Consider the following 20,228-nt stretch of genomic DNA (forward strand, 5'->3'; position numbering starts at 1 on the left):
CTGTGGTTTCTAACCGCCCTTTTAAATTAAAGGGACGACTCCAACAAGTGAAATCGTCCCTTTAAACTTATAAATAGTAAAATATACTCTATCTGCTTACTCTGGAAGGTTCAACCCACTCATCCCAAGAGCTATCGTAGCCATCATAAGTAATTTTATAAAGATCGTTACTAACTTCTAAAACCTGCCCTTTATACCATTTCCGTTGCCACCAAATTCTCACTGAATCTCCAACTTCAAATGATGCCCGGAAGCGTTCAGCGCCAACCCATTCATTCCAGGAACTATCATAACCTTCATAAGTAATATAGCAATTATCATTATTAACCTTAAGTACCGTTGCTGGATACCATGTTTCCTTCCAAAGAACCTCAGCCTTTTGTCCTACAGAACAGGGTGAAGCAGCAAAAGCACTGGGAATCAATGTGCCTATCCAAGTTGTCATGAATATGGCACCAAACAATACTTTATTTTTCATGATTCTATCCTCAAGCAGTAAAACGGAATTTTGATTGTGATTGATGAAAATCTAATTAAAAATTTCCATTAACTCTTACTATTGTTAGGGAATCAAATTAGCTATCGCCTCAGCAAAAATTATGAATTTTTGCCGTTAGTTATGAAGATATCGCATTTAAAATCAACAGCATTTATAAAATTTACTTAGTTGAAAGGTTCAGATCCCCGACTTCTTCAAGAAGTCGGGGATCTAATTAATTATTAGTATTCATACTGAAACGGAATTTTACAGTTTATTGATATTTTTTAAATTACGGGTTCTAAATCTAATTTCATAAATCCCTAGCAAAGCCGATGCTACTAGCAAAGGTAAGAAATAATAGACTCCCCGATAAGCTAACATTGACCCCAAAATTTCCGCAGCCGAAACTTGGGATGAGAGAATCAGCAAAATTATAGTTTCAAATACACCTAAACCACCGGGCACATTACTAACAACACCTGCAAACATCGCTAGCAAATAGATACCCAAAAAATCCAGATAAGACAAAGATATATTAGTGGGAAGCACTGCATAAAGAATTGCTGCTGCCAAAATCCAATCAAGACCAGAAATTGCTATCTGAATAAGGGATATCTTAAAAGAAGGAAATCGAAATTCTTGTCCACGAATTATTAACGGTTGTTTAATAAAAATACTTCCTAGCAAATAACTAGCGACCAATAGCAGAAAAATCACGCCGATGGGACGCACAGTAGCAAAAGGTAAATGTAGTTGAGTGGGAATTTTGAGGGGGTTGATGAGGAATAAGCAACCTGCAACCGCAAACATCCCCAACCAAAAAGTAAAATTGGCAAAAGCAATTACTTGCGCGATCGCAACTGCTGACACTCCCCAAGTAGCATAAAATCGATAACGGATAGCACTGCCAGTCAGCAAAGCAAAACCTATAGTATTACTAAACGCAGAGCTAATAAAGCTGGTTAAAGCAATCTTGTTCCAGTTTAGGGAACGATTAATGTAAATAAAACCCAAAATATCGTACCCAACCATCACTAGATAGCCCAAAACTGTCAGCCAAATTGCCCAGCTTAAGCGGCTTTTGGGGATAGCAGCTAGAGAGTTGAGGATGTCACGATAATTATACTCATGCAGTTCGTTAGCGATCGCCCACAGGGAAAGCACCAGCAATGATAAGCCAAACAGTGTGCTGAAATTAAGTTGCAGTTTTTTAAGCATCGTGAAGAAACTTATCCTAAGTCTTGACTTTTAACTTACAACAAGTCGCAAAGTTTACATCCTCTTGACACAACATTGACAACTTACTTCCGTAAACTTAATGGTTGCCAGCACAGACTGTCCAATGCCCTGCAAAGATGAACTACAAACAACCAAAAATTATCTTGCTAGTTTCAGTATTAACCCTAGTTAGCTGTAATTTATCCCAAAATGTCGTAGCAAAACCACCTCTACAGAAAGATTTAAAAACAACTCCTTCCGTTGTTCCAACAAAGTCTAATACTGGCGATTCAGCTACTCACTTAACCTACAAAATTGCAACCTACGATAGTCAATTAATGGGTGCAAATCGCACTTATGGCGTTTCTTTACCCCCTGGCTATGAACAAAACCCAAAACAAAGATATCCTGTAATCTTTCTCCTCCACGGCGGACATGGTAATCCCAGTGATTGGTTTATCCAGAATAAGGGACAAGCTCTCAATACAGTGGAACAACTTTATACTACAGGTAAGCTGCCACCTAGCATTATTATCACACCAGATGGCAACGATAAACGTGGCTCTAGTCCCTACCGAGATCCCGAATATATTGATGGCCCTAACGGTAAAGTCTCCACAGCCGTGGGTGATGAGTTAGTAAAAGTCGTGCAAAGCCGTTATCGTACAGTAAATAATCCAGATTTTTGGGCAATAGGTGGTTTATCTTCTGGTGCTTGGGGTGCAATGAATATCGGGTTACACAATCTGAATCATTTCTCAATTTTATTTAGTCATAGTGGTTATTTTAAAGATAAAAGCGGCCCAACAAATAGCCCGATAGTTTATATCAAAAGCATTCCCACACCAGCTAAAAAAAGATTGCGAATTTATTTAGATTCAGGCAAAGCAGATATTGAAGAAATCGATGAAGCTAAAAATTTCTCTAAAGTACTAAATAACCTAAAAATTTATAATTTGTTTCGTCAATTTCCTGGCAGCCATACTTGGCAATACTGGCGGGAACATTTAGCCGATTCTTTGACGTTTGTAGGCGAACAATTTAAATCTGCTGAAATGGCAAGTATGGCTCGTAATGTGGGTGTTAATAATAAAAACCTTAGCGATCGCCAGGATAAATAATACTATTTTGTAAATCCGTTGATATTTAAATATCACTGTGGAAAACTCTACTGCCATTCTTAAGCAGATTCACTATAGTAAGTTCGGACGGAGGTGATTTTTATAACCCTAAAAAAATATGAAAATTTCTAAATTGTTAATTAGTTTGCTAGGAGCGATCGCACTCTTAACTACTGCTGGTTATTATTATGTGTTTATCTTAGGTGCGCCGCAACTAGACCCACCCCAAAGAGTGGCAAAGACTGGGCTAAAGTTTCAATTAGCAACCTTCAACTCCCAAGCGATGGGTGCAGTCCGCAAGTATGGCGTGATTTTGCCTCCTGATTATGATAAAAATCAGCAAAAGCGCTACCCGGTGATATTCTTATTGCACGGTGGTCATGATGATGCTCGTGCTTATGCTAATAAGTATGCAGTCTTAGATGTACTTCATCAACTTTATCAAAATGGAAAATTACCACCATCAATTGTGATTACACCTGACGGTAATGATAATCGTGGTTCCAGTCCTTTTTACGATCCTGATTACTTTGATGGGCCGAATGGCAAAATAGGGACTTTAATTGGTTCTGAGTTAGTGCAAGTTATCAAGTCTCGCTACCGCACTTTAGAAGAACCCCAGTTTTGGGCGCTGGGAGGTCTGTCTTCTGGGGGATGGGGAGCATTTAATATAGGGTTACGCTATCTTAACAACTTCCACATTCTGTTTAGCCATAGCGGTTACTTTACCGATAATAGCGGTTCACAAAATAGTCCTCAACAAATCGTGCAACAGCTACCGCCTCAAGATAGGAAGCGATTGCATATTTACTTGGATGCAGGTTTGAATGATACTAATTTATTGGCTTCTACCAAAGCCTTCAACGAAACCTTAAATAAATTAGGCATTGCTCACGTTTTTTATGCGTTTCCAGGAGGTCATGGTTTGTCTGGTGCTGATATAGGCTGGAACTATTTCCACAAGCACCTTAAAGATTCGCTCTCGTATGTAGGAGAACAGTTTAAAAAGTTAGGAGTTAAAAGTTAGGAGTTAAGAGTTAGGAGTTTTAGAGGATGTTTGAAAAGTCCTCTTCTCGGTAGCAAAATGTTCTAGATCCCCCTAAATCCCCCTTAAGAAGGGGGACTTTGACTCCAGTTCCCCCCTTAAAAAGCTACCGTGTATACACAAGTCGGATGTAAAGTAGGTGTAGAGGATTTTTGAGAAGCAAAAACTATGGATAATCCAATCTTAATTCACGCTTCGACGACACCAGGAACGGCATTTGGAGACCCAAGGCTGATAAAAAGGGGGCAGCATTATACGAGGCGATTCGTAAGCACCAATCGATAAATATCCGGCAAATCAGTCGAAATTGGGCAGAACAGATGGGTTATTATCGGTTTTTGGAGAATGAAAACGTAACACTATCAGAACTAGTACGTAGCCTTTCGGATGATTGCGAGTTTCATCTGGCAAAACGACACATATTGGCGATTAGCGATACTAGCGAGATTAACTTGCAGTCTCATGCAGGTAGGCTGTCACCGCCAGGATTAGGAGTAGTAGGTAATAACACAGATGTCGGGTTTTATATCCATCCAACATTGGTATTAGATGGTGAGAGTGGATTTCCACTGGGGTTAAGCACAGTAAAACTGTGGAGCCGAGCTATAAACCATGCAGATAAACATCAGCGAGACTATCAAAATTTACCAATTGAGGAGAAAGAATCTTACAAATGGTTAGCATCGGCAGAAAGTAGTAAGCGATGCTTTGAAGTGGGTGGAGCAAAAATGGTAACTCATATTGGCGACCGCGAATCGGATTTATTTGAGGAATTTGCAACTGTACCCAATAAAAATAATCATTTACTGATAAGAGTATGCCTTGATCGTCGATTGTTAGGGCGGTCTGAATCACTATTCGACTACTTAAGTCAGCAGCCTTGTGAAGGTACTTATATAATTAACGTTCCCGCAGACTCACGTCGAAAGCGAATGCCAAGAGAAGCAATGCTTATTGTTCGTTGTGGACAAGTTGAGATTCAACGCCCCGATAAATTAGGCGTTTTTGGCTATCCTCCTAGTGTTACCCTTTTTGCTGTTGAAGCTCTGGAAGTCCAACCACCCGCAGGACAAGAACCGATTCATTGGCGGTTGCTGACAACTCACGTTGTTGTCTGCTTGGAACAGGCACTGCGAGTTATTAAGTGGTACGGATGGCGATGGAAGATTGAACAACTTTTTGCCACTCTCAAAAAAGCTGGATTGAATATCGAAGCGACTCAGTTAGAGTCTAGTATTGCAATCCAACGCCTAACAATCCTTGCTTTGTCCGTAGCCGTGCGAACCTTACAAATGGTTGAGGGACGCGATAATACTCAACTTTCTGCCGAGCTTACATTTTGTCAAAAGCAGCAGCAATGCTTATTAGGACTTCAATCTTCTGTTGAAGGCGATACCAAAAAATTACAAAATCCTTATCCACGGGGTTGTTTGCCCTGGGCTACTTGGATGATTGCTCGACTTGGTGGATGGTCTGGTTATACCTCTGGTAGGCCTCCTGGAATGCCTACCCTTGTTCATGGTTTAAGACAATTTGAATCCATCTTTATCGGCTGGAAACTCGCTCTGGATGGACTTGTGTATACACGGTAGCTTGGAAAGGGGGGTTAGGGGGGATCTAAAAGTGCCTAAAGTCACAGCGAATACTTTTCAAACATCCTCTTAACACCAAAACCAATGACAAATGACAAATGACAAATGACTAATAACTAATGACTAATAATTTAAAAACTCAGATTGGACTTTGGAGTGCAGCTTTCCTTACTGGTTTAGTGGGAGTAGTGAATTTGTTGTCAGCAGTGACACCTAACTTGTATGGGCGGAATCACTGGTTAAAGGAATTTTTGCCATTTGAAATTCGTGCCACTGGTCATATATTTGCAGCGCTGACTGGGTTTGTTTTACTCGCACTTGCTACTAATTTATTACGCAGAAAAAGAATCGCCTGGTTACTAACCATTGCTTTACTAGTAATTTCCATCTTCAGCCATTTGCTCAAGGGATTGGACTATGAAGAAAGTCTACTCTCTGGAGTTTTACTGGTGCAATTAATCTTGATGCGCCATTTTTTTACGGCACAATCAGATCGTCCTTCAATTGCACGGGGAGTTAGAGTGCTGATAGGTGCTTTACTATTTACCCTGGCATACGGAACTATTGGATTTTACTTATTAGACGGAAAATTTTCAGAAAATTTTAATTGGCGTGAAGCTGTACTTCAGACTTTAGCGATGTTCTTCACTGAGGATAATTGGGGACTGCAACCAAAGAGCCGATTTGGGGAATTTTTTGCTAATTCTATCTATATTATTGCCGCAGTTACTATTACCTATGCAATAGTAATGTTATTGCAACCTGTATTTTGGCGTAATCTAGCAACGCCAAAAGAGCGCCAAAGAGCTAAAGAAATTGTTGAACAATATGGACGTTCTTCTTTAGCAGCGATCACACTCTTAAATGACAAGAGTTATTATTTTAGCCCTACTGGTAATAGTGTAATAGCTTATGTTCCCAAAGGCAGGGGTGCGATCGCATTAGGAGATCCCATAGGCCCCATTGAAGACCGCCAAGAGACAATTGTTGCTTTCTGGCAGTTTTGCCAGCGCAATGACTGGTATCCAGGCTTTTACCAAACTTTGCCCGATGATGTTGAGCTTTACAAATCATTGGGATTTAAGGTACTCAAGATTGGAGAAGAAGCGATCGTTGACCTGAAAAGTTTTACATTACAAGGTAAAGCTGGTAAAAACTTTAGACCATCAATAAATCGTTTAACTAAACTGGGATACCAAATCGAGTTTTACCAACCACCCATTGCTGATACTTTGTTGCACCTCCTCAAACCTGTGAGTGATGAATGGCTAAAGATGGTACAAGGTTCAGAAAAACAATTTTCTTTGGGTTGGTTTGACGAAGCTTATCTGCGAGAGTGCGAGATTGCTGTGGTGCATACTCCCGAAGGTAACATCAGCGCCTTTGCCAACATTCTCCGGGAGTACCAACTCAACGAAGCAACTATTGACATGATGCGACATCGCTCATCTCTTGAGAATGGGACGATGGACTTTCTATTTATTTCTCTGCTTGAGCATTTTAAAGAGTGTGGTTACGACAGCTTTAATTTCGGTCTTTCTGCCCTTGCGGGAGTTGGAGACAACCCAGAATCACGCCGTTTAGAGAGAGTCTTACACTATCTTTACGAGCATTTGAATCGCTTCTACAACTTCAAGGGGCTACACGCCTACAAAGATAAGTTCCGCCCCAGTTGGGAACCGCGTTATTTGGTTTACCCCAGTTTAGCTGCCTTACCAGATGTAGTTGTAGCATTGATTCGCGCAGATTCAGGCGATCGCCTTTTTGATTATTTCAAACCCGGAGCTTAAAGGCATCTATTCTGGTATTAACCCCATAACACCTTATTCTAGGGCGATATCTACGATCGACTCGTCTGCACAAATTGACATTTTTATGATACAATTGTACTATAAAAGAATGAATCTCCGGTGAGTATGTAATGCTAAGTCTGACAGTAAATCTCCAAAGTTTGTCATAACTGAATCCCCATGTAGTTAGTAAACTAAGGTCAAAAATTCCCTTACTTTGAATGAGGGGCAAAATCTTCTTGTTTTTATTTGGCATAAATTTATTGTGTGTTTCTCCTTCAAGTTTTCACGGTTGGAAGAACTTATTAGAAACCGTGACTTTAACAGACTTATTGACCTTTAGATGGAAGGTGGAAATATGAGCAATAATCAAATTTCTCTGCCAGAACTCATCAAATTCTTTGCAGAATCTCGCAACAATATCATTATTAATATCAAGCACCTGCAAGAAAATTATCAACGAACAGGTATCAAGCGGGTTAGAGGTGTGAGAGACGAAAAAGGGGAACTCTTACAACCTTGGTTGCAAACAGAATATATAGATAATGCTGAGTATGCTGGTATGGGCGAGTTTCAATTTAACCGCAATACCGCTACTATCAATATGCTTATCAAACGTAAAGTCAAACTTACCAAATCTGAAGATCAAACCCCCACTCTTGAGGTAGCAGGGTTGCTAGTAAATGACCTTAATAGCTTTAATAACTACACGATTGTAAGTGACGGTAAAATCAATATAAAGTCTTTACAAGTCAAAATTAGTAGTAAAAAAGCTTTTGATTGGCTCAAAGAAAAGGGTGTGTTAGATGCAAAAGATTTTGACTTCCATGCTGAATATACCATCCAGCTAGATAACTTGCCGCTTGTCGCTTCTGATCGTTGTTACAGTAGTATTGATGGACTATTCAATCAACTCGCAGAAATTAAAGTACTTGCTAGTATTATTTCTGCTTACTTGAAGAAAGAGTCAGAGATATTTATAGCGCCACAGTTAGATGAGTTTAAGAAGCACTATCTGTCCAAGAATGCTTACATCAATTTCCCTACAACTAATGAATATGCCAATATCCACGAAGCTTTAGTTAATGGTACTCTTGATTCCAGATTGAGCTATAAAATCGATATCGGCAGTCAAGATATTCTGAACTTGAGTAAGTTCCCTTCAGCTAATAAGTTTCTGAATAGAATGTATCGTCTTTATGATAAAGAAACTGGAGAAATTATCATGAAGCCGAATTTTGAGATGGTATTTAATGAAAATCTCGCTGTTAGACACAGGTTGCTGTCATCACGTACCAAGATTACGAAAGTTGACGAGTTTATGAAACCAATTTTCGATGATTTTCTTGGGCTTGAGCAAAATGGCATAGTTGTAGATATTCTGAAGAAAGTTGGTGCTGATATTTTGGCGCAGTTATTTCAGGATAGACAAACTGGTAAGCAAATCAGCAAACAAGAAATGGTTGCAGCTTTGAGCGCAGCGAATACCAAGCTAGAGAAATATGTAGAAAATATCTACCAAGATAAGATTTCTCCTTTGGTATTTTACATTGGTTGTACTGGACTATTGCCAGATCAAATAAAAGCAAAACCCATGACTGCTGAAGAAGCTGCTGCTAAATATCCAAATTTGCAGTTTTCTAAAAATGAGCAAGAAGGCACTTTTTTTGCAGTAGGTGATAGTATTCTCAGCATCTATGCCAAGACTGCATATTACAGCAAACTTATTTCTGTTGGTATAGACAATTAGAGGTTGTTTGCAAAGTCTAATTTATTACTCACCGCGCGACTTCCAGTCGCGCGCCAGGTGCTACCCTGCGGGAAGCAAGCTACGCATAGCGTCTCGAAAAGAGCTTCAGTCCTCATAAGAGGACTAAAGTCCTCACTACAAACCTTGAATTATTCACGCCGCTCTACTTAGTAGCGAATTCTATTCGCCTAAAATTTTTCAAACTGGTTGTTGAAAATAAAGCGAATCAGTTGCTTGAAATCAGTCTTTTCTCACCATGATGATAGAAGTTCTTATCTATACTGGCTGCAATGCTTCATAAAGCTCGGTAAAATACCATTTGTATAATAAGTATTTACTATATTTTGGTAATGCTCCATGTGTGTAATAACAAGCTCGTCATATTAATGTTGCTAAACGTACTCCGTAATAGTCTGTAGTAGTTGTTAGTATATTTTTAAAATTAACTTTACTCACTTTTCAGATCGCTAATAGCTTGTATAGCTTCAAAAATGAATTCATAGCATCTAAGTGTGAAAACTTTCTAGCAAATAATACGTATTTTAGATTAAATATATTGTATAGAAAGTTTTGTTAGCATTAATGATTTATTGGATGTTTCAGCTTTATCAACCAAATATTTGTTCATAACTGACCATAGGTTAATTCTCAGATAGCTATTACTTAGTTTAATTTACTACAGTAAAGTCAAATGTTATTTACTAAATAATTTAAAAATTAATACAGTCATTAGACAGGATATTAACGTCTTATTGGTATTATTTTGATGCACCAACGCAATGATGATGAACAACAATGGATGAAGATCAGCGCCGTTCTTATTGGCGTGCTAATACTGCTTTAATTCGTAATCTTTTAATTGTCTGGGCATTGGTTTCCCTAGTTTTTAGTATTTTGTTGGTTCAACCTTTGAATGCAATACGGTTTTTTGGCGTACCCTTTGGCTTTTGGATGGCTCAACAAGGGTCAATCCTGGTATTTGTGGCCTTGATTTTCATTTATGCCTTCCAAATGGATAAGCTAGACCGCAAATACAATCTCAGCAAGCAAGACCATAAATACAATATTAGGAAGTGAGGAAAAACCGTGTCAGTTGAAATTTGGACTATTGTATTAGTTGGGCTTTCTTTCGTCGCCTACATTTATATTGGTTGGCAATCACGAGTCGAAAATAGTAAAGACTTTTTTATAGCAGGTCAAGGGATACCTTCAATTGCTAATGGTGCGGCTACCGCGGCCGACTGGATGTCAGCAGCCTCCTTTATTTCAATGGCGGGGCTGATTTCTTTTTTGGGTTACGACGGTTCTATTTATTTAATGGGGTGGACTGGCGGCTATGTACTGCTAGCATTATTACTGGCTCCCTACCTACGGAAATTTGGGAAGTATACAGTGCCAGATTTTGTAGGCGATCGCTACTACTCTAATATCGCCCGTTTAGTGGCAGTAGTTGCAGCCATTTTCGTCTCCCTCACCTACGTTGCTGGACAAATGCGGGGCGTGGGCATTGTTTTTAGCCGCTTCCTACAAGTAGATATCAATACAGGCGTAATCATCGGGATGGTGATCGTCGGCTTTTTCTCTGTGTTGGGAGGGATGAAAGGTATTACCTGGACGCAAGTAGCACAGTACTGTGTGTTGATTTTTGCTTACCTGATTCCAGCGATCGCGATCGCCTGGTTTCTCACTGGTAATCCTGTTCCTCAGCTAGCATTTACCTTCAGTGATATTGCTGACAAACTCAATAAAATCCAGGTTGACCTGGGGTTTAAGCAGTATACTGAGCCATTTGTGAACAAGTCGATGCTAGATGTGCTGTTCACAACCATTGCCTTGATGGTAGGCACTGCTGGTCTACCCCATATCATTGTCCGGTTTTACACAGTAAAAAGTGTACGTGCAGCTCGCTATTCTGCTGGTTGGGCACTACTATTTATTGCCATTCTTTATACAACGGCTCCAGCCCTCTCGATGTTTGCCCGCTACAACTTGATTGATTCCCTGCATAATCATACTGTTGCAGAAGTGCAGCAGCTAGACTGGGCGGCCAAGTGGGAAAAAACTAAACTGTTAGCTTTTGATGACATAAATAAAGATGGCCGTCTCCAGTTAACACCAAATAAAGACACCAATGAAATCAAGATTGACCGAGATATCATTGTGCTTTCCACCCCAGAGATAGCTAACCTACCTCCGTGGGTGATTGGGTTGGTAGCGGCTGGCGGTTTGGCAGCTGCCTTGTCTACGGCATCAGGTTTGTTGCTGGTAATTTCCAGTTCTATCGCCCACGATATTTACTACCGGATCATAGATTCATCAGCCTCAGAACAAAAACGGGTGTTTGTCGGGCGGATTATGGTGGGTTTTTCCCTCGTCCTCGCCGGATATTTTGGGGTGAATCCGCCGGGATTTGTGAGTGAGGTGGTAGCTTTTGCCTTTGGTTTAGCTGCTGCTAGTTTCTTCCCGGTGATTTTTCTGGGGATTTTCGACAAGCGTACCAATTCTGAAGGTGCGATCGCTGGGATGTTGACGGGTTTACTGTTTACGATAATCTACATTGTCGGCGTTAAGTTTGGGGGTATGCAACCCTGGTTTTTTGGGGTTTCTCCCGAAGGAATTGGTACTTTGGGTATGCTAATTAACTTTGCTGTCACCCTAGTAGTTTCACGCCTAACACCACCACCTCCAGCAGAAATTCAAGCAATGGTAGAAGACCTCCGCAGCCCATTGATTGAAGAATCATTGGTTGAAGAATAAGGAATTGGGTGGGTATGGGGAATGGGGCATTTCTTCACTCCCTTATCTCTAAATACGGTTGGGATAAGCTTTTTCCTACCCCCTGCCCATTTCATGAGAATCTCACTACCACAGGATTTGAGAACGTTCATTTATTCTCCGGTTTTAGCAATCCTTTAGTGATTAATACCACCTTTGGCAAAGCCCTCAAGTAAAGATGAGATTATTACCCAGCTATTTTTTTATTGCTGACAATAATATTAAGCTTAACAAATATTGATATTGCAAAATTATTTTTTTGTAACAAAAATCAGGCATTTGGTATCCAAGATAACTTTTTACTAGTAAACTATCGCACTATCATCACACTTTAAAGTTTGAAATTGTCAGCTTTCTATTAAGTTAGTTGATTCATCAAGAGGAAAATTCATAAAGATTATGAGAAGAGAATTTAACAGACGTAAGTTTTTGATCTACGGTTCTTTAACTTTCGGAAGCAGCTTTTTTCTAAAAGCTTGTGCGAATAATCCCCCAAGCGCTACAGAGACAGTCGCATCTCCTACTGCTTCACCAGCTGCTGCTACTGGTGGTAACACCATCAAAGTAGGTATTTTGCACTCTCTGAGTGGTACGATGTCCATCAGTGAAAAAAGTGTTGTTGATGCTGAAAAATTAGCAATTAAAGAAATTAATGCTGCTGGTGGTGTCTTAGGCAAACAAATTGAAGCAATTACCGAAGATGGTGCTTCTAACTGGGATACTTTTAGAGAAAAGGCAACTAAGCTAATTGATCAAGATAAAGTTTCTGTAGTTTTTGGTTGTTGGACTTCTGCTAGTCGTAAAAATGTCAAACCAGTATTCGAGAGCAAAAATCACATGCTCTGGTATCCTGTGCAGTATGAAGGACAAGAGTGTTCTAAAAATATTTTCTATACTGGTGCAGCACCAAATCAACAAATCGAGCCATCTGTTGATTGGTTGTTGAAAAATAAGGGTAAAGAATTCTTTTTGGTTGGCTCTGACTACGTTTTTCCCCGCACTGCTAACACAATTATTAAAGCCCAATTAGAAGCTTTAGGCGGAAAAACAGTTGGTGAAGATTATTTACCTCTTGGCAATACAGAAGTTACGCCTATCATTACGAAAATAAAACAAAATTTGCCCAATGGTGGCGTGATTTATAACACTCTAAATGGTGATAGTAATGTCGCTTTCTTCAAACAATTAAAAGGGGCTGGATTGACACCAGATAAATATCCCTCTATGTCTGTAAGTATTGCCGAAGAAGAAGTCAAAGCAATTGGTGTAGAGTATCTCAAAGGTCATTACGCTGCGTGGAATTATTTTCAAACAGTAGATACACCTGCTAACAAAAAGTTTGTTGCCGCTTTCAAGAAAGAGTATGGTGAAGATCGCGTGACAAATGATCCAATGGAAGCATCATATATTGCAGTTTATTTGTGGAAGCAAGCAGTAGAAAAAGCTGGGACTACTGATTTAGAGAAAGTGCGAACTGCGGCTTATGGGCAAACTCTAGATGCGCCTGAAGGTAAAGTGACAATGGATGCCAATCATCACATCTCCAAAATTGTGCGGATTGGTCAAGTTAGACAAGATGGTTTGTTTGATATTGTCTATGCTACTCCTGCACCAGTTGAGCCAGTTCCTTGGAATCAATTTGTAAAAGAGACTAAAGGGTTTGCTTGTGATTGGACTGACCCAGCGAAGGGTGGTAAGTACAAGAAAGTTTAATTCATTAGTCATTAGTCATTAGTCATTTGTCATCGGTTAATAGTTACAAGCAACAAAGGATAAAGCCATAACCCACTATCTTAGAGGTTGTTTAAAAAGTCCTTGGCTGTGATTTTAGCACTTGTTGATCCCCCCTAACCCCCCTTAAAAAGGGAGGAACCGGAATTAAAGTCCCCCTTTTTAAGGGGGATTTAGGGGGATCTAAAACTTTTAACACCAATAAGAGGGCTTTTCAAACACCATCTTAAATAGCGGTGTATTAAGTGCCTAATAACAAAAAGTTAATATGTAGGAAAAAAAGTGTTAACAGGATTTTTAGAAGCTGTATTTAATGGCATTAGTATTGGTGCTGTATTATTAATTGCCGCATTAGGATTAGCAATTATTTTCGGATTGATGGGTGTCATCAATATGGCACATGGGGAGTTGATGATGTTTGGGGCTTATACAACATTTGTTGTGCAAAATGTTTGTAAGCAATTGGGTGGAATGTGGTTTGAAGTCTATATATTTTTGGCTTTGATTATCGCTTTTCTTTTCACGGCTGCTGTGGGATTAATTCTAGAAAAAGGCGTGATTCGTTATCTCTATGGAAGACCTCTAGAAACTCTGTTGGCAACTTGGGGAGTAAGTTTAATTTTTCAACAGTTTGTTCGCAGCGTGAATTGGGTATTAGTAATTGGTCTAGGCTTATTTTCTCTGCTGTTTTTTGGAGGTTTATGGATTTTAAATTCTCGCACTGATTTGGGAAGGGTTCGTAACTGGATTGTGGCGGTAATATTTTTACTATCGCTGGGAGTGACAATCACAACAGGCAATTTATTGAGTCAAACTTATCAGCTAGCAGTGACTCAACCTTGGTTTGGCGCTCAAAATGTGGATGTAACAGCACCTACTTGGTTACAAGCGGGGATATCTTTGGGTGGTGTGCAATTTCCCTTTGCTAGGTTATTTATCATTGCTTTAACAATAATCTGTGTGTCGGGAATTTATTTATTTTTACAGCATTCTAGCTGGGGTTTAAGAATTCGGGCTGTGACGCAAAATCGGAGTATGAGTGCTTGTTTGGGTATCCCAACTCAAAAGGTGGATGCAATTACTTTTGCACTGGGTTCTGGTTTAGCTGGTGTAGCCGGATGTGCGATTAGTTTACTCGGTTCTGTAGGGCCAAATACGGGACAAAACTATATTATTGATACTTTTATGGTTGTTGTCGTTGGGGGTGTGGGTAATTTAGCCGGGACGATTGTGGCTGCTTTGGGTATTGGTACGGCTAATTTTTTAATTGGTTCTGGGACTTTGGCTTTGTTGTTTACTCCTGTTAAACCTTTGGCTGATTTGTTTACTTTTTTTGCGACGACGAGTATGGCTAAGGTGATGGTGTTTGCGCTGATTATTGTGTTTTTACAGTGGAAGCCTGGGGGGATTTTTCCGCAGAAGGGACGTACTGTTGATGTTTAACGAACCGCAGAGACGCAGAGGACGCAGAGAATGAAGAAGAGGGGAGGAGGGTTATTAATTGAGGTAGGGGTGGTGGTTGCGATCGCACTCTTCCTTATAATTGTTATGCCAGTGCTGCTTTCAGAGTTTCGCCTGAATTTGTTGGGGCGATTTTTGTCACTGGCGATTGTGGCTTTGGGTATCGATTTGATTTGGGGGTATACTGGTTTACTAAGTTTGGGACATGGTATCTTCTTTGGTTTGGGTGGATATGCGATCGCAATGTACCTGAAACTCCAAGTCCCGACTGGTGAATTACCTGATTTTATGGGGCTTTATGGGGTTACGGAACTTCCCGCCTTTTGGCAACCTTTTTATTCTTTTCCTTTGACAATAGCTTTGGTGGTACTAATTCCAGGGTTATTGGCGGGATTATTGGGATATTTGGTTTTCCGTAATCGCCTCAAGGGTGTTTATTTTTCCATCTTGACTCAAGCAGGAACTATTGTATTTTTCAACTTCTTTAATGGTCAGCAACAATTTTTCAACGGTACGAACGGACTGATAGATTTTACAACCTTGTTTGGGGCAACGGTCAGCGATGCCAAGACGCAGTTTGTTTTCTACACGCTGACGGTAATATTTCTCGCAATCACCTACGGTATTTGTCGCTGGTTGACAACTGGACGCTTTGGGAGGTTATTGATAGCGATTCGTGATGATGAAAGTCGGGTAAGATTTTCTGGCTATGACCCTACAGATTTTAAAGTGCTGGTGTTTGCAGTTTCAGGTGCGATCGCAGGCATAGCAGGAGCATTTTACACTATTCAAAGTGGTTCAGTCTCACCCAGAGCAATGGATATTGCCTTTTCGATTGAAATGGTGATTTGGGTAGCTGTAGGCGGACGCGCTACTTTAATTGGCGCAATTGTCGGAACTTTGTTAGTAAATTATGCCCGCACTTTTTTAAGCGAACAATTTGCCGAAATCTGGCTATTTTTCCAAGGCGCATTATTTTTGATAGTTGTCACAGTCCTTCCTGACGGTATCGTGGGATGGTTGCGTAGCCAGAATATTTCTCTTTTCCACCGCCGTCAAGAAATTGCTACATATCCCACCTTGGAAGAAGATCCGGAAGTGCAACATGAACGCGAAAATATTGGAAACTGAAAACGTAACTGTTAGTTTTGACGGTTTTAAAGCTTTAAATCAGCTTAACTTTAGTATGGATGTGGGTGAATTACGAGTAGTAATTGGCCCCAATGGTGCGGGAAAGACAACGTTTCTGGATGTGATTACCGGGAAAGTGCAACCAACTCTTGGGCGAGTTTTATTTAAAGGAAGAAACCTGCGTTCTTTACCTGAATATAAAATTGCGCGATTGGGAATTGGACGCAAGTTCCAAACACCTCGAATTTACTTAAATTTAACGCCCCGTGAAAATTTAGAAATTACCATCAACAAGAAGAAAAATGTCTTTTCTACATTGTTTGAACATTCTAATGCTGTTGAAAAGAATAATATTAAAGGATTATTAGAAACCATCGGCTTAACGCCGAAGGCAGATATTAGAGCAGGTTTACTTTCCCACGGAGAAAAGCAACGTCTAGAAATTGGGATGTTAGTGGCACAATCACCTGATTTATTACTTGTTGATGAACCCGTTGCTGGTTTAACGGATGAAGAAACATACAACATTGGTGAATTACTTCTAGCATTAGCACAAAGTCATTCCATTTTAGTAATTGAACACGATATGGAATTTGTGCGTCAAATTGCCAAGAAAGTAACAGTGTTACATGAAGGTTCGGTGCTGTGTGAAGGGAATTTTGAGGAAGTGCAAAATGACTCTCGTGTAATTGAAGTGTATTTGGGAAAACAGGAAGAATGAACACAATTCAGGGGCAGCGATGGTAAAGTCAAATATATGTGGAGGTGGTAACTATGACTCAAACCCTACCCAAGTTAGTAACCTTTGAACAATTTATTGAGTGGTACCCCTCAAATGGGGCGCGATATGAACTACATAAAGGAGTCATTGTAGAAATGCCACCCCCAACTGGTGAACACGAAAATGTTGTTGGATTTTTGGCGGCACAGATAACCTTCCAGTTTTTGCAAATAGGACTTCCGTTTCGTATCCCCAAAACTGCTTTTGTCAAAATTCAGAGCAATAACTCAACCTATTCTCCTGATATTTTGCTATTAAATCATGACAACCTCGTGAATGAACCTCTGTGGAGTAAGCAATCGACCGTTATTCAAGCTGCATCTATCCCATTAGCTGTTGAAATTGTTAGCACCAACTGGCGAGACGACTACTATGACAAGTTCAGGGATTATGAAGAGATGGGGATTCCTGAGTATTGGATTGTAGACTATGCTGCAATCGGTGGCAAAAGATTTACTGGTAATCCTAAACAAAAAACTATTACAATTTGCGAATTAGTTGACGGAGATTATCAAATGACTGTGTTTAGAGGAAATAATTTTATTGCATCGCCTTTATTCCCCCAACTCAACTTGACAGCACAACAAATTTTTGATTCTGCTTTGTAAGTTTCGGTTTGAATAAAAACTGAATTTTATTATGCTAAAAATCTCTGACCTCAACGTTTACTACGGCGAAAGCCACATTCTCCGCAATGTAGATTTAAGCGTACCATCCGGGCAAATGGTCTGCCTAATCGGACGTAATGGCGTAGGTAAAACCACCCTACTCAAAACAATCATGGGTTTACTCAAACCCCGTAGCGGTACTATTAACTTAGCTGAAGAATTAATCAACTCGAAATCTCCCGACCAAAGGGCAAAGTTGGGAATTGGTTATGTTCCCCAAGGGCGAGAGATTATCCCCCGTTTGACAGTCAAAGAAAATCTGCTGTTGGGGTTGGAAGCTAGACGCAAACCAGTAAAAAAAGCAGAAATTCCAGAGGAAGTTTTTAGCTTATTTCCGGTGTTAAAAACTATGCTTTCGCGGATGGGTGGTGATTTGAGTGGGGGACAACAGCAACAATTAGCGATCGCACGTGCTTTAATGGGAGAACCTCAATTACTCGTCTTGGATGAACCCACTGAAGGCATTCAACCCTCCATCATCCTCGAAATTGAAGCAGCAGTCCGTCGCATTGTCGAAACCACAGGCATTTCAGTTTTATTGGTAGAGCAACACTTACACTTTGTCCGTCAAGCTGATTATTATTACGCTATGCAAAAAGGCGGTATTGTCGCCTCCGGTTCCACAGCCGAACTTAGCCAAGATGTGATTCAACGCTTCTTAGCTGTTTAATTTGGGAGATGTCTATATCAATTGTGTCAGAAGCAATCAAGTCTGCGGCTTCTTGTAAAAGCTCATGTTGTTCCTTTTGAATTGCTTCTAAGCGATGAGAAATTTCTACTAATCGTTGTTTTTTATTTGGTTGAAAACTTTCAGGTAACAAAGCTGGCAGATTATCAGTTATTTTAGTAGCTGTAATTTTTTGAATACCAAAACTGCCAACTTTAGCTAAGGATAGAAAACTAACTTTAATCAAAGCCAGAAGTAATTTTATTGGAACTTGGAGTATTGACCAACTAGCTGTTTCAATCAAGCGGACAATTGCTTTGATAATGCTCCAAAGCAAGGCAAGTGCAAACAGCAAAATCACTATACTAATAATTGGGTGATTAGTCGCCCAACCTAGTACTTGAACTAACCTAAAAAATATCGGGTGTTGTGTCAGCCAATCACTTACAGAAGATGCCATTACATCTTTAACTGCTCCCGATGTTGTACTTTTAAATTTCTCAGCAGTTTGCCAAGTTTCCTCTAGACTTGTCGTAACTGTATCAATTGCTTTATCGGTTGTTGTATTCAAAGACTCCCTAACTTGTTGTGCTGAGTTACTTAGAGAGTTAACACCTCCGCCTACATAATCTTTCACATTTTGTAAGCCTTGCAAAACTCCGTTAGGCAAGTTTATGTCTATTTGGGATGCCATAAAACATTTCACCGAGGTTGAAATCTAACCCGCAAACCATCTTTAGGGCGATTAGTGGGAATCGCAACTACTTCTAAACTTTGATTGGGTAATATTTCCCAATGATAACTACGTAGAAGATGAGCAGCAACAATCTTCATTTCCATTTTGGCAAAAGCTATGCCAATACAAATGCGTGGACCACCGCCAAAACCAACTAAACTAAAAGGATATTTTTTGTGTTCTTGCCGTTGAGGACTAAAACGGTCTGGGTCAAAGAGTTCTGGCTCAGAATATATTTCTTCAATTTGGTGAGTAACTCCAATTGAGTAGTATAACTGCCAACCAGTAGGTACGTGATAACCATTCAATTCAAAGTCTTTAATCACACCACGAAACCCACCGCCGACAGGTTGATGCAACCTTTCAACTTCCCACAAAACCTGCTCCAAATAGGGCATTTTCCCTAATTGTTCTAAATCTAAATCAGCTTGACTTGCAAGTTGCAATTGTTCAACTCTTGCTTTTTCCAGTACTTCTGGATGACGGGCTAACTCTGTACAGAACCAAGTCAGCATCGAAGTAGTAGTCTCATGTCCAGCGAAGAGTAACAGCACCGCTTGGGCAATGATTTCTTTTTCACTTAGGCTGTTACCGTCTTCATCCTTAGCTTTGATTAACAGGCTAATGGTATCTTTAGTTGGGTTTTGCTGACGTTCTCTGACAACTTGAGTGAGATGCTCTAAAATCTGATTACGAGCGGCTATAGCTTTACCAAATGTAGTAAATGGTAGAGGCAACGGATTAATAGCAAACAGCCCATTCGTCAAAGTTGTAAATAACTGACTAAGGCGTACACATTCCGGCCCAGCACGCGTACCTAACAATAATTGACTCGCAATATCAAATGTCAGCTGTTTAAACTCTTGGAACCAAGTAAACTCCTGTTTTTTCTCCCACTTTTGGAGATAACTACGTGTAATATCTTCCATTGTGGAGAAATAATTCGCCAATGCTGGTCCGTGCAACGCCGGCATCATCAAGCGGCGGTTTCTGCGGTGTTCCTCTCCATCTTGGAGAAAAAGCGATTCACCCAGTAATGTCTTGAAATTATCAGGCCATCCCTCACGCCAAGAAAAATTCTCGATATGGCTTGACAAAACGAACTCTAATGCCTCCGGCCCTGCCATTACTACAGTAGGTCTGCCAAGAAGATGGGTTTTGAAGATGGGCCCATACTGGCGATAGCGCTTTTTGGCAAAATCGCGGTCGAAAACAAAGGAGAGTGTTTCACCTAATACAGGCAAACCAAAGCTTCCAGGAGGAATTTGATTAGTTTTCATA

At 40.1% G+C, this 20,228-nt stretch carries 17 protein-coding genes; 13 read left to right on the forward strand and 4 right to left on the reverse strand.

The window, feature by feature from the left end:
• Positions 1-88 precede the first annotated feature (88 nt).
• Positions 89-478: an agenet domain-containing protein gene (locus tag GJB62_RS22205; protein ID WP_114083904.1), complete on the reverse strand. Its 390-nt coding sequence runs from the start codon at positions 476-478 to the stop codon at positions 89-91.
• Between the two features lie 267 nt (positions 479-745).
• A complete protein-coding gene (locus GJB62_RS22210; RefSeq protein WP_114083903.1) occupies positions 746-1,699 on the reverse strand; it encodes a lysylphosphatidylglycerol synthase domain-containing protein in 954 nt (317 codons plus the stop codon).
• A gap of 137 nt (positions 1,700-1,836) precedes the next feature.
• Between GJB62_RS22210 and GJB62_RS22215 the strand changes: the two genes are divergently transcribed.
• The 13 genes from GJB62_RS22215 to urtE all read left to right on the forward strand — a co-directional run bounded on the left by GJB62_RS22215 (position 1,837) and on the right by urtE (position 18,214).
• Positions 1,837-2,820, forward strand: coding sequence for an alpha/beta hydrolase-fold protein (locus tag GJB62_RS22215; RefSeq protein WP_114083902.1), 984 nt, complete (start codon positions 1,837-1,839; stop codon positions 2,818-2,820).
• Positions 2,821-2,938: 118 nt separating this feature from the next.
• Complete coding sequence (locus GJB62_RS22220) at positions 2,939-3,847, forward strand: alpha/beta hydrolase-fold protein (RefSeq protein ID WP_114083901.1); 909 nt, start codon at positions 2,939-2,941, stop codon at positions 3,845-3,847.
• A gap of 281 nt (positions 3,848-4,128) precedes the next feature.
• Positions 4,129-5,457, forward strand: a complete 1,329-nt coding sequence (locus tag GJB62_RS22225) for an IS4 family transposase (RefSeq protein WP_114083900.1) — start codon at positions 4,129-4,131, stop codon at positions 5,455-5,457.
• Between the two features lie 119 nt (positions 5,458-5,576).
• The gene (locus GJB62_RS22230; RefSeq protein ID WP_114083899.1) at positions 5,577-7,247 is read left to right on the forward strand and encodes a phosphatidylglycerol lysyltransferase domain-containing protein; all 1,671 of its coding nucleotides are present in this window, start codon (positions 5,577-5,579) and stop codon (positions 7,245-7,247) included.
• 358 nt (positions 7,248-7,605) lie between these two features.
• A complete protein-coding gene (locus GJB62_RS22235; protein WP_114083926.1) occupies positions 7,606-8,997 on the forward strand; it encodes a hypothetical protein in 1,392 nt (463 codons plus the stop codon).
• Between the two features lie 795 nt (positions 8,998-9,792).
• Entirely contained in the window at positions 9,793-10,074 is a 282-nt protein-coding gene (locus GJB62_RS22240; protein ID WP_114083898.1) for a DUF4212 domain-containing protein, read from the forward strand.
• A 9-nt stretch (positions 10,075-10,083) separates the two neighbouring features.
• Entirely contained in the window at positions 10,084-11,754 is a 1,671-nt protein-coding gene (locus GJB62_RS22245; RefSeq protein WP_114083897.1) for a sodium:solute symporter family protein, read from the forward strand.
• A gap of 417 nt (positions 11,755-12,171) precedes the next feature.
• Positions 12,172-13,485 carry an urea ABC transporter substrate-binding protein gene (gene urtA / locus GJB62_RS22250; RefSeq protein WP_114083896.1) on the forward strand — a complete coding sequence of 438 codons (1,314 nt, stop codon included), beginning with the start codon at positions 12,172-12,174 and terminating at the stop codon, positions 13,483-13,485.
• Between the two features lie 300 nt (positions 13,486-13,785).
• Positions 13,786-14,946 carry a branched-chain amino acid ABC transporter permease gene (locus GJB62_RS22255; RefSeq protein WP_114083895.1) on the forward strand — a complete coding sequence of 387 codons (1,161 nt, stop codon included), beginning with the start codon at positions 13,786-13,788 and terminating at the stop codon, positions 14,944-14,946.
• Positions 14,947-14,976: 30 nt separating this feature from the next.
• Entirely contained in the window at positions 14,977-16,095 is a 1,119-nt protein-coding gene (gene urtC / locus GJB62_RS22260) for an urea ABC transporter permease subunit UrtC (protein WP_114083894.1), read from the forward strand.
• Positions 16,070-16,816, forward strand: coding sequence for an urea ABC transporter ATP-binding protein UrtD (gene urtD, locus GJB62_RS22265; protein ID WP_114083893.1), 747 nt, complete (start codon positions 16,070-16,072; stop codon positions 16,814-16,816). The genes urtC and urtD overlap by 26 nt, the downstream gene beginning before the upstream one ends.
• A 53-nt stretch (positions 16,817-16,869) precedes the next feature.
• Positions 16,870-17,484 carry a Uma2 family endonuclease gene (locus GJB62_RS22270; protein ID WP_114083892.1) on the forward strand — a complete coding sequence of 205 codons (615 nt, stop codon included), beginning with the start codon at positions 16,870-16,872 and terminating at the stop codon, positions 17,482-17,484.
• A gap of 31 nt (positions 17,485-17,515) precedes the next feature.
• Positions 17,516-18,214 carry an urea ABC transporter ATP-binding subunit UrtE gene (gene urtE, locus GJB62_RS22275; RefSeq protein ID WP_114083891.1) on the forward strand — a complete coding sequence of 233 codons (699 nt, stop codon included), beginning with the start codon at positions 17,516-17,518 and terminating at the stop codon, positions 18,212-18,214.
• Here the strand turns inward: urtE and GJB62_RS22280 are convergent.
• Entirely contained in the window at positions 18,177-18,905 is a 729-nt protein-coding gene (locus tag GJB62_RS22280; protein ID WP_114083890.1) for a hypothetical protein, read from the reverse strand. The two genes, urtE and GJB62_RS22280, sit on opposite strands and share 38 nt — an antisense overlap.
• A gap of 8 nt (positions 18,906-18,913) precedes the next feature.
• Positions 18,914-20,227 carry a cytochrome P450 gene (locus GJB62_RS22285; protein ID WP_114083889.1) on the reverse strand — a complete coding sequence of 438 codons (1,314 nt, stop codon included), beginning with the start codon at positions 20,225-20,227 and terminating at the stop codon, positions 18,914-18,916.
• Position 20,228: the final 1 nt, after the last annotated feature.

The organism is Nostoc sp. ATCC 53789 (genome assembly GCF_009873495.1).
GTDB lineage: Bacteria > Cyanobacteriota > Cyanobacteriia > Cyanobacteriales > Nostocaceae > Nostoc > Nostoc muscorum_A.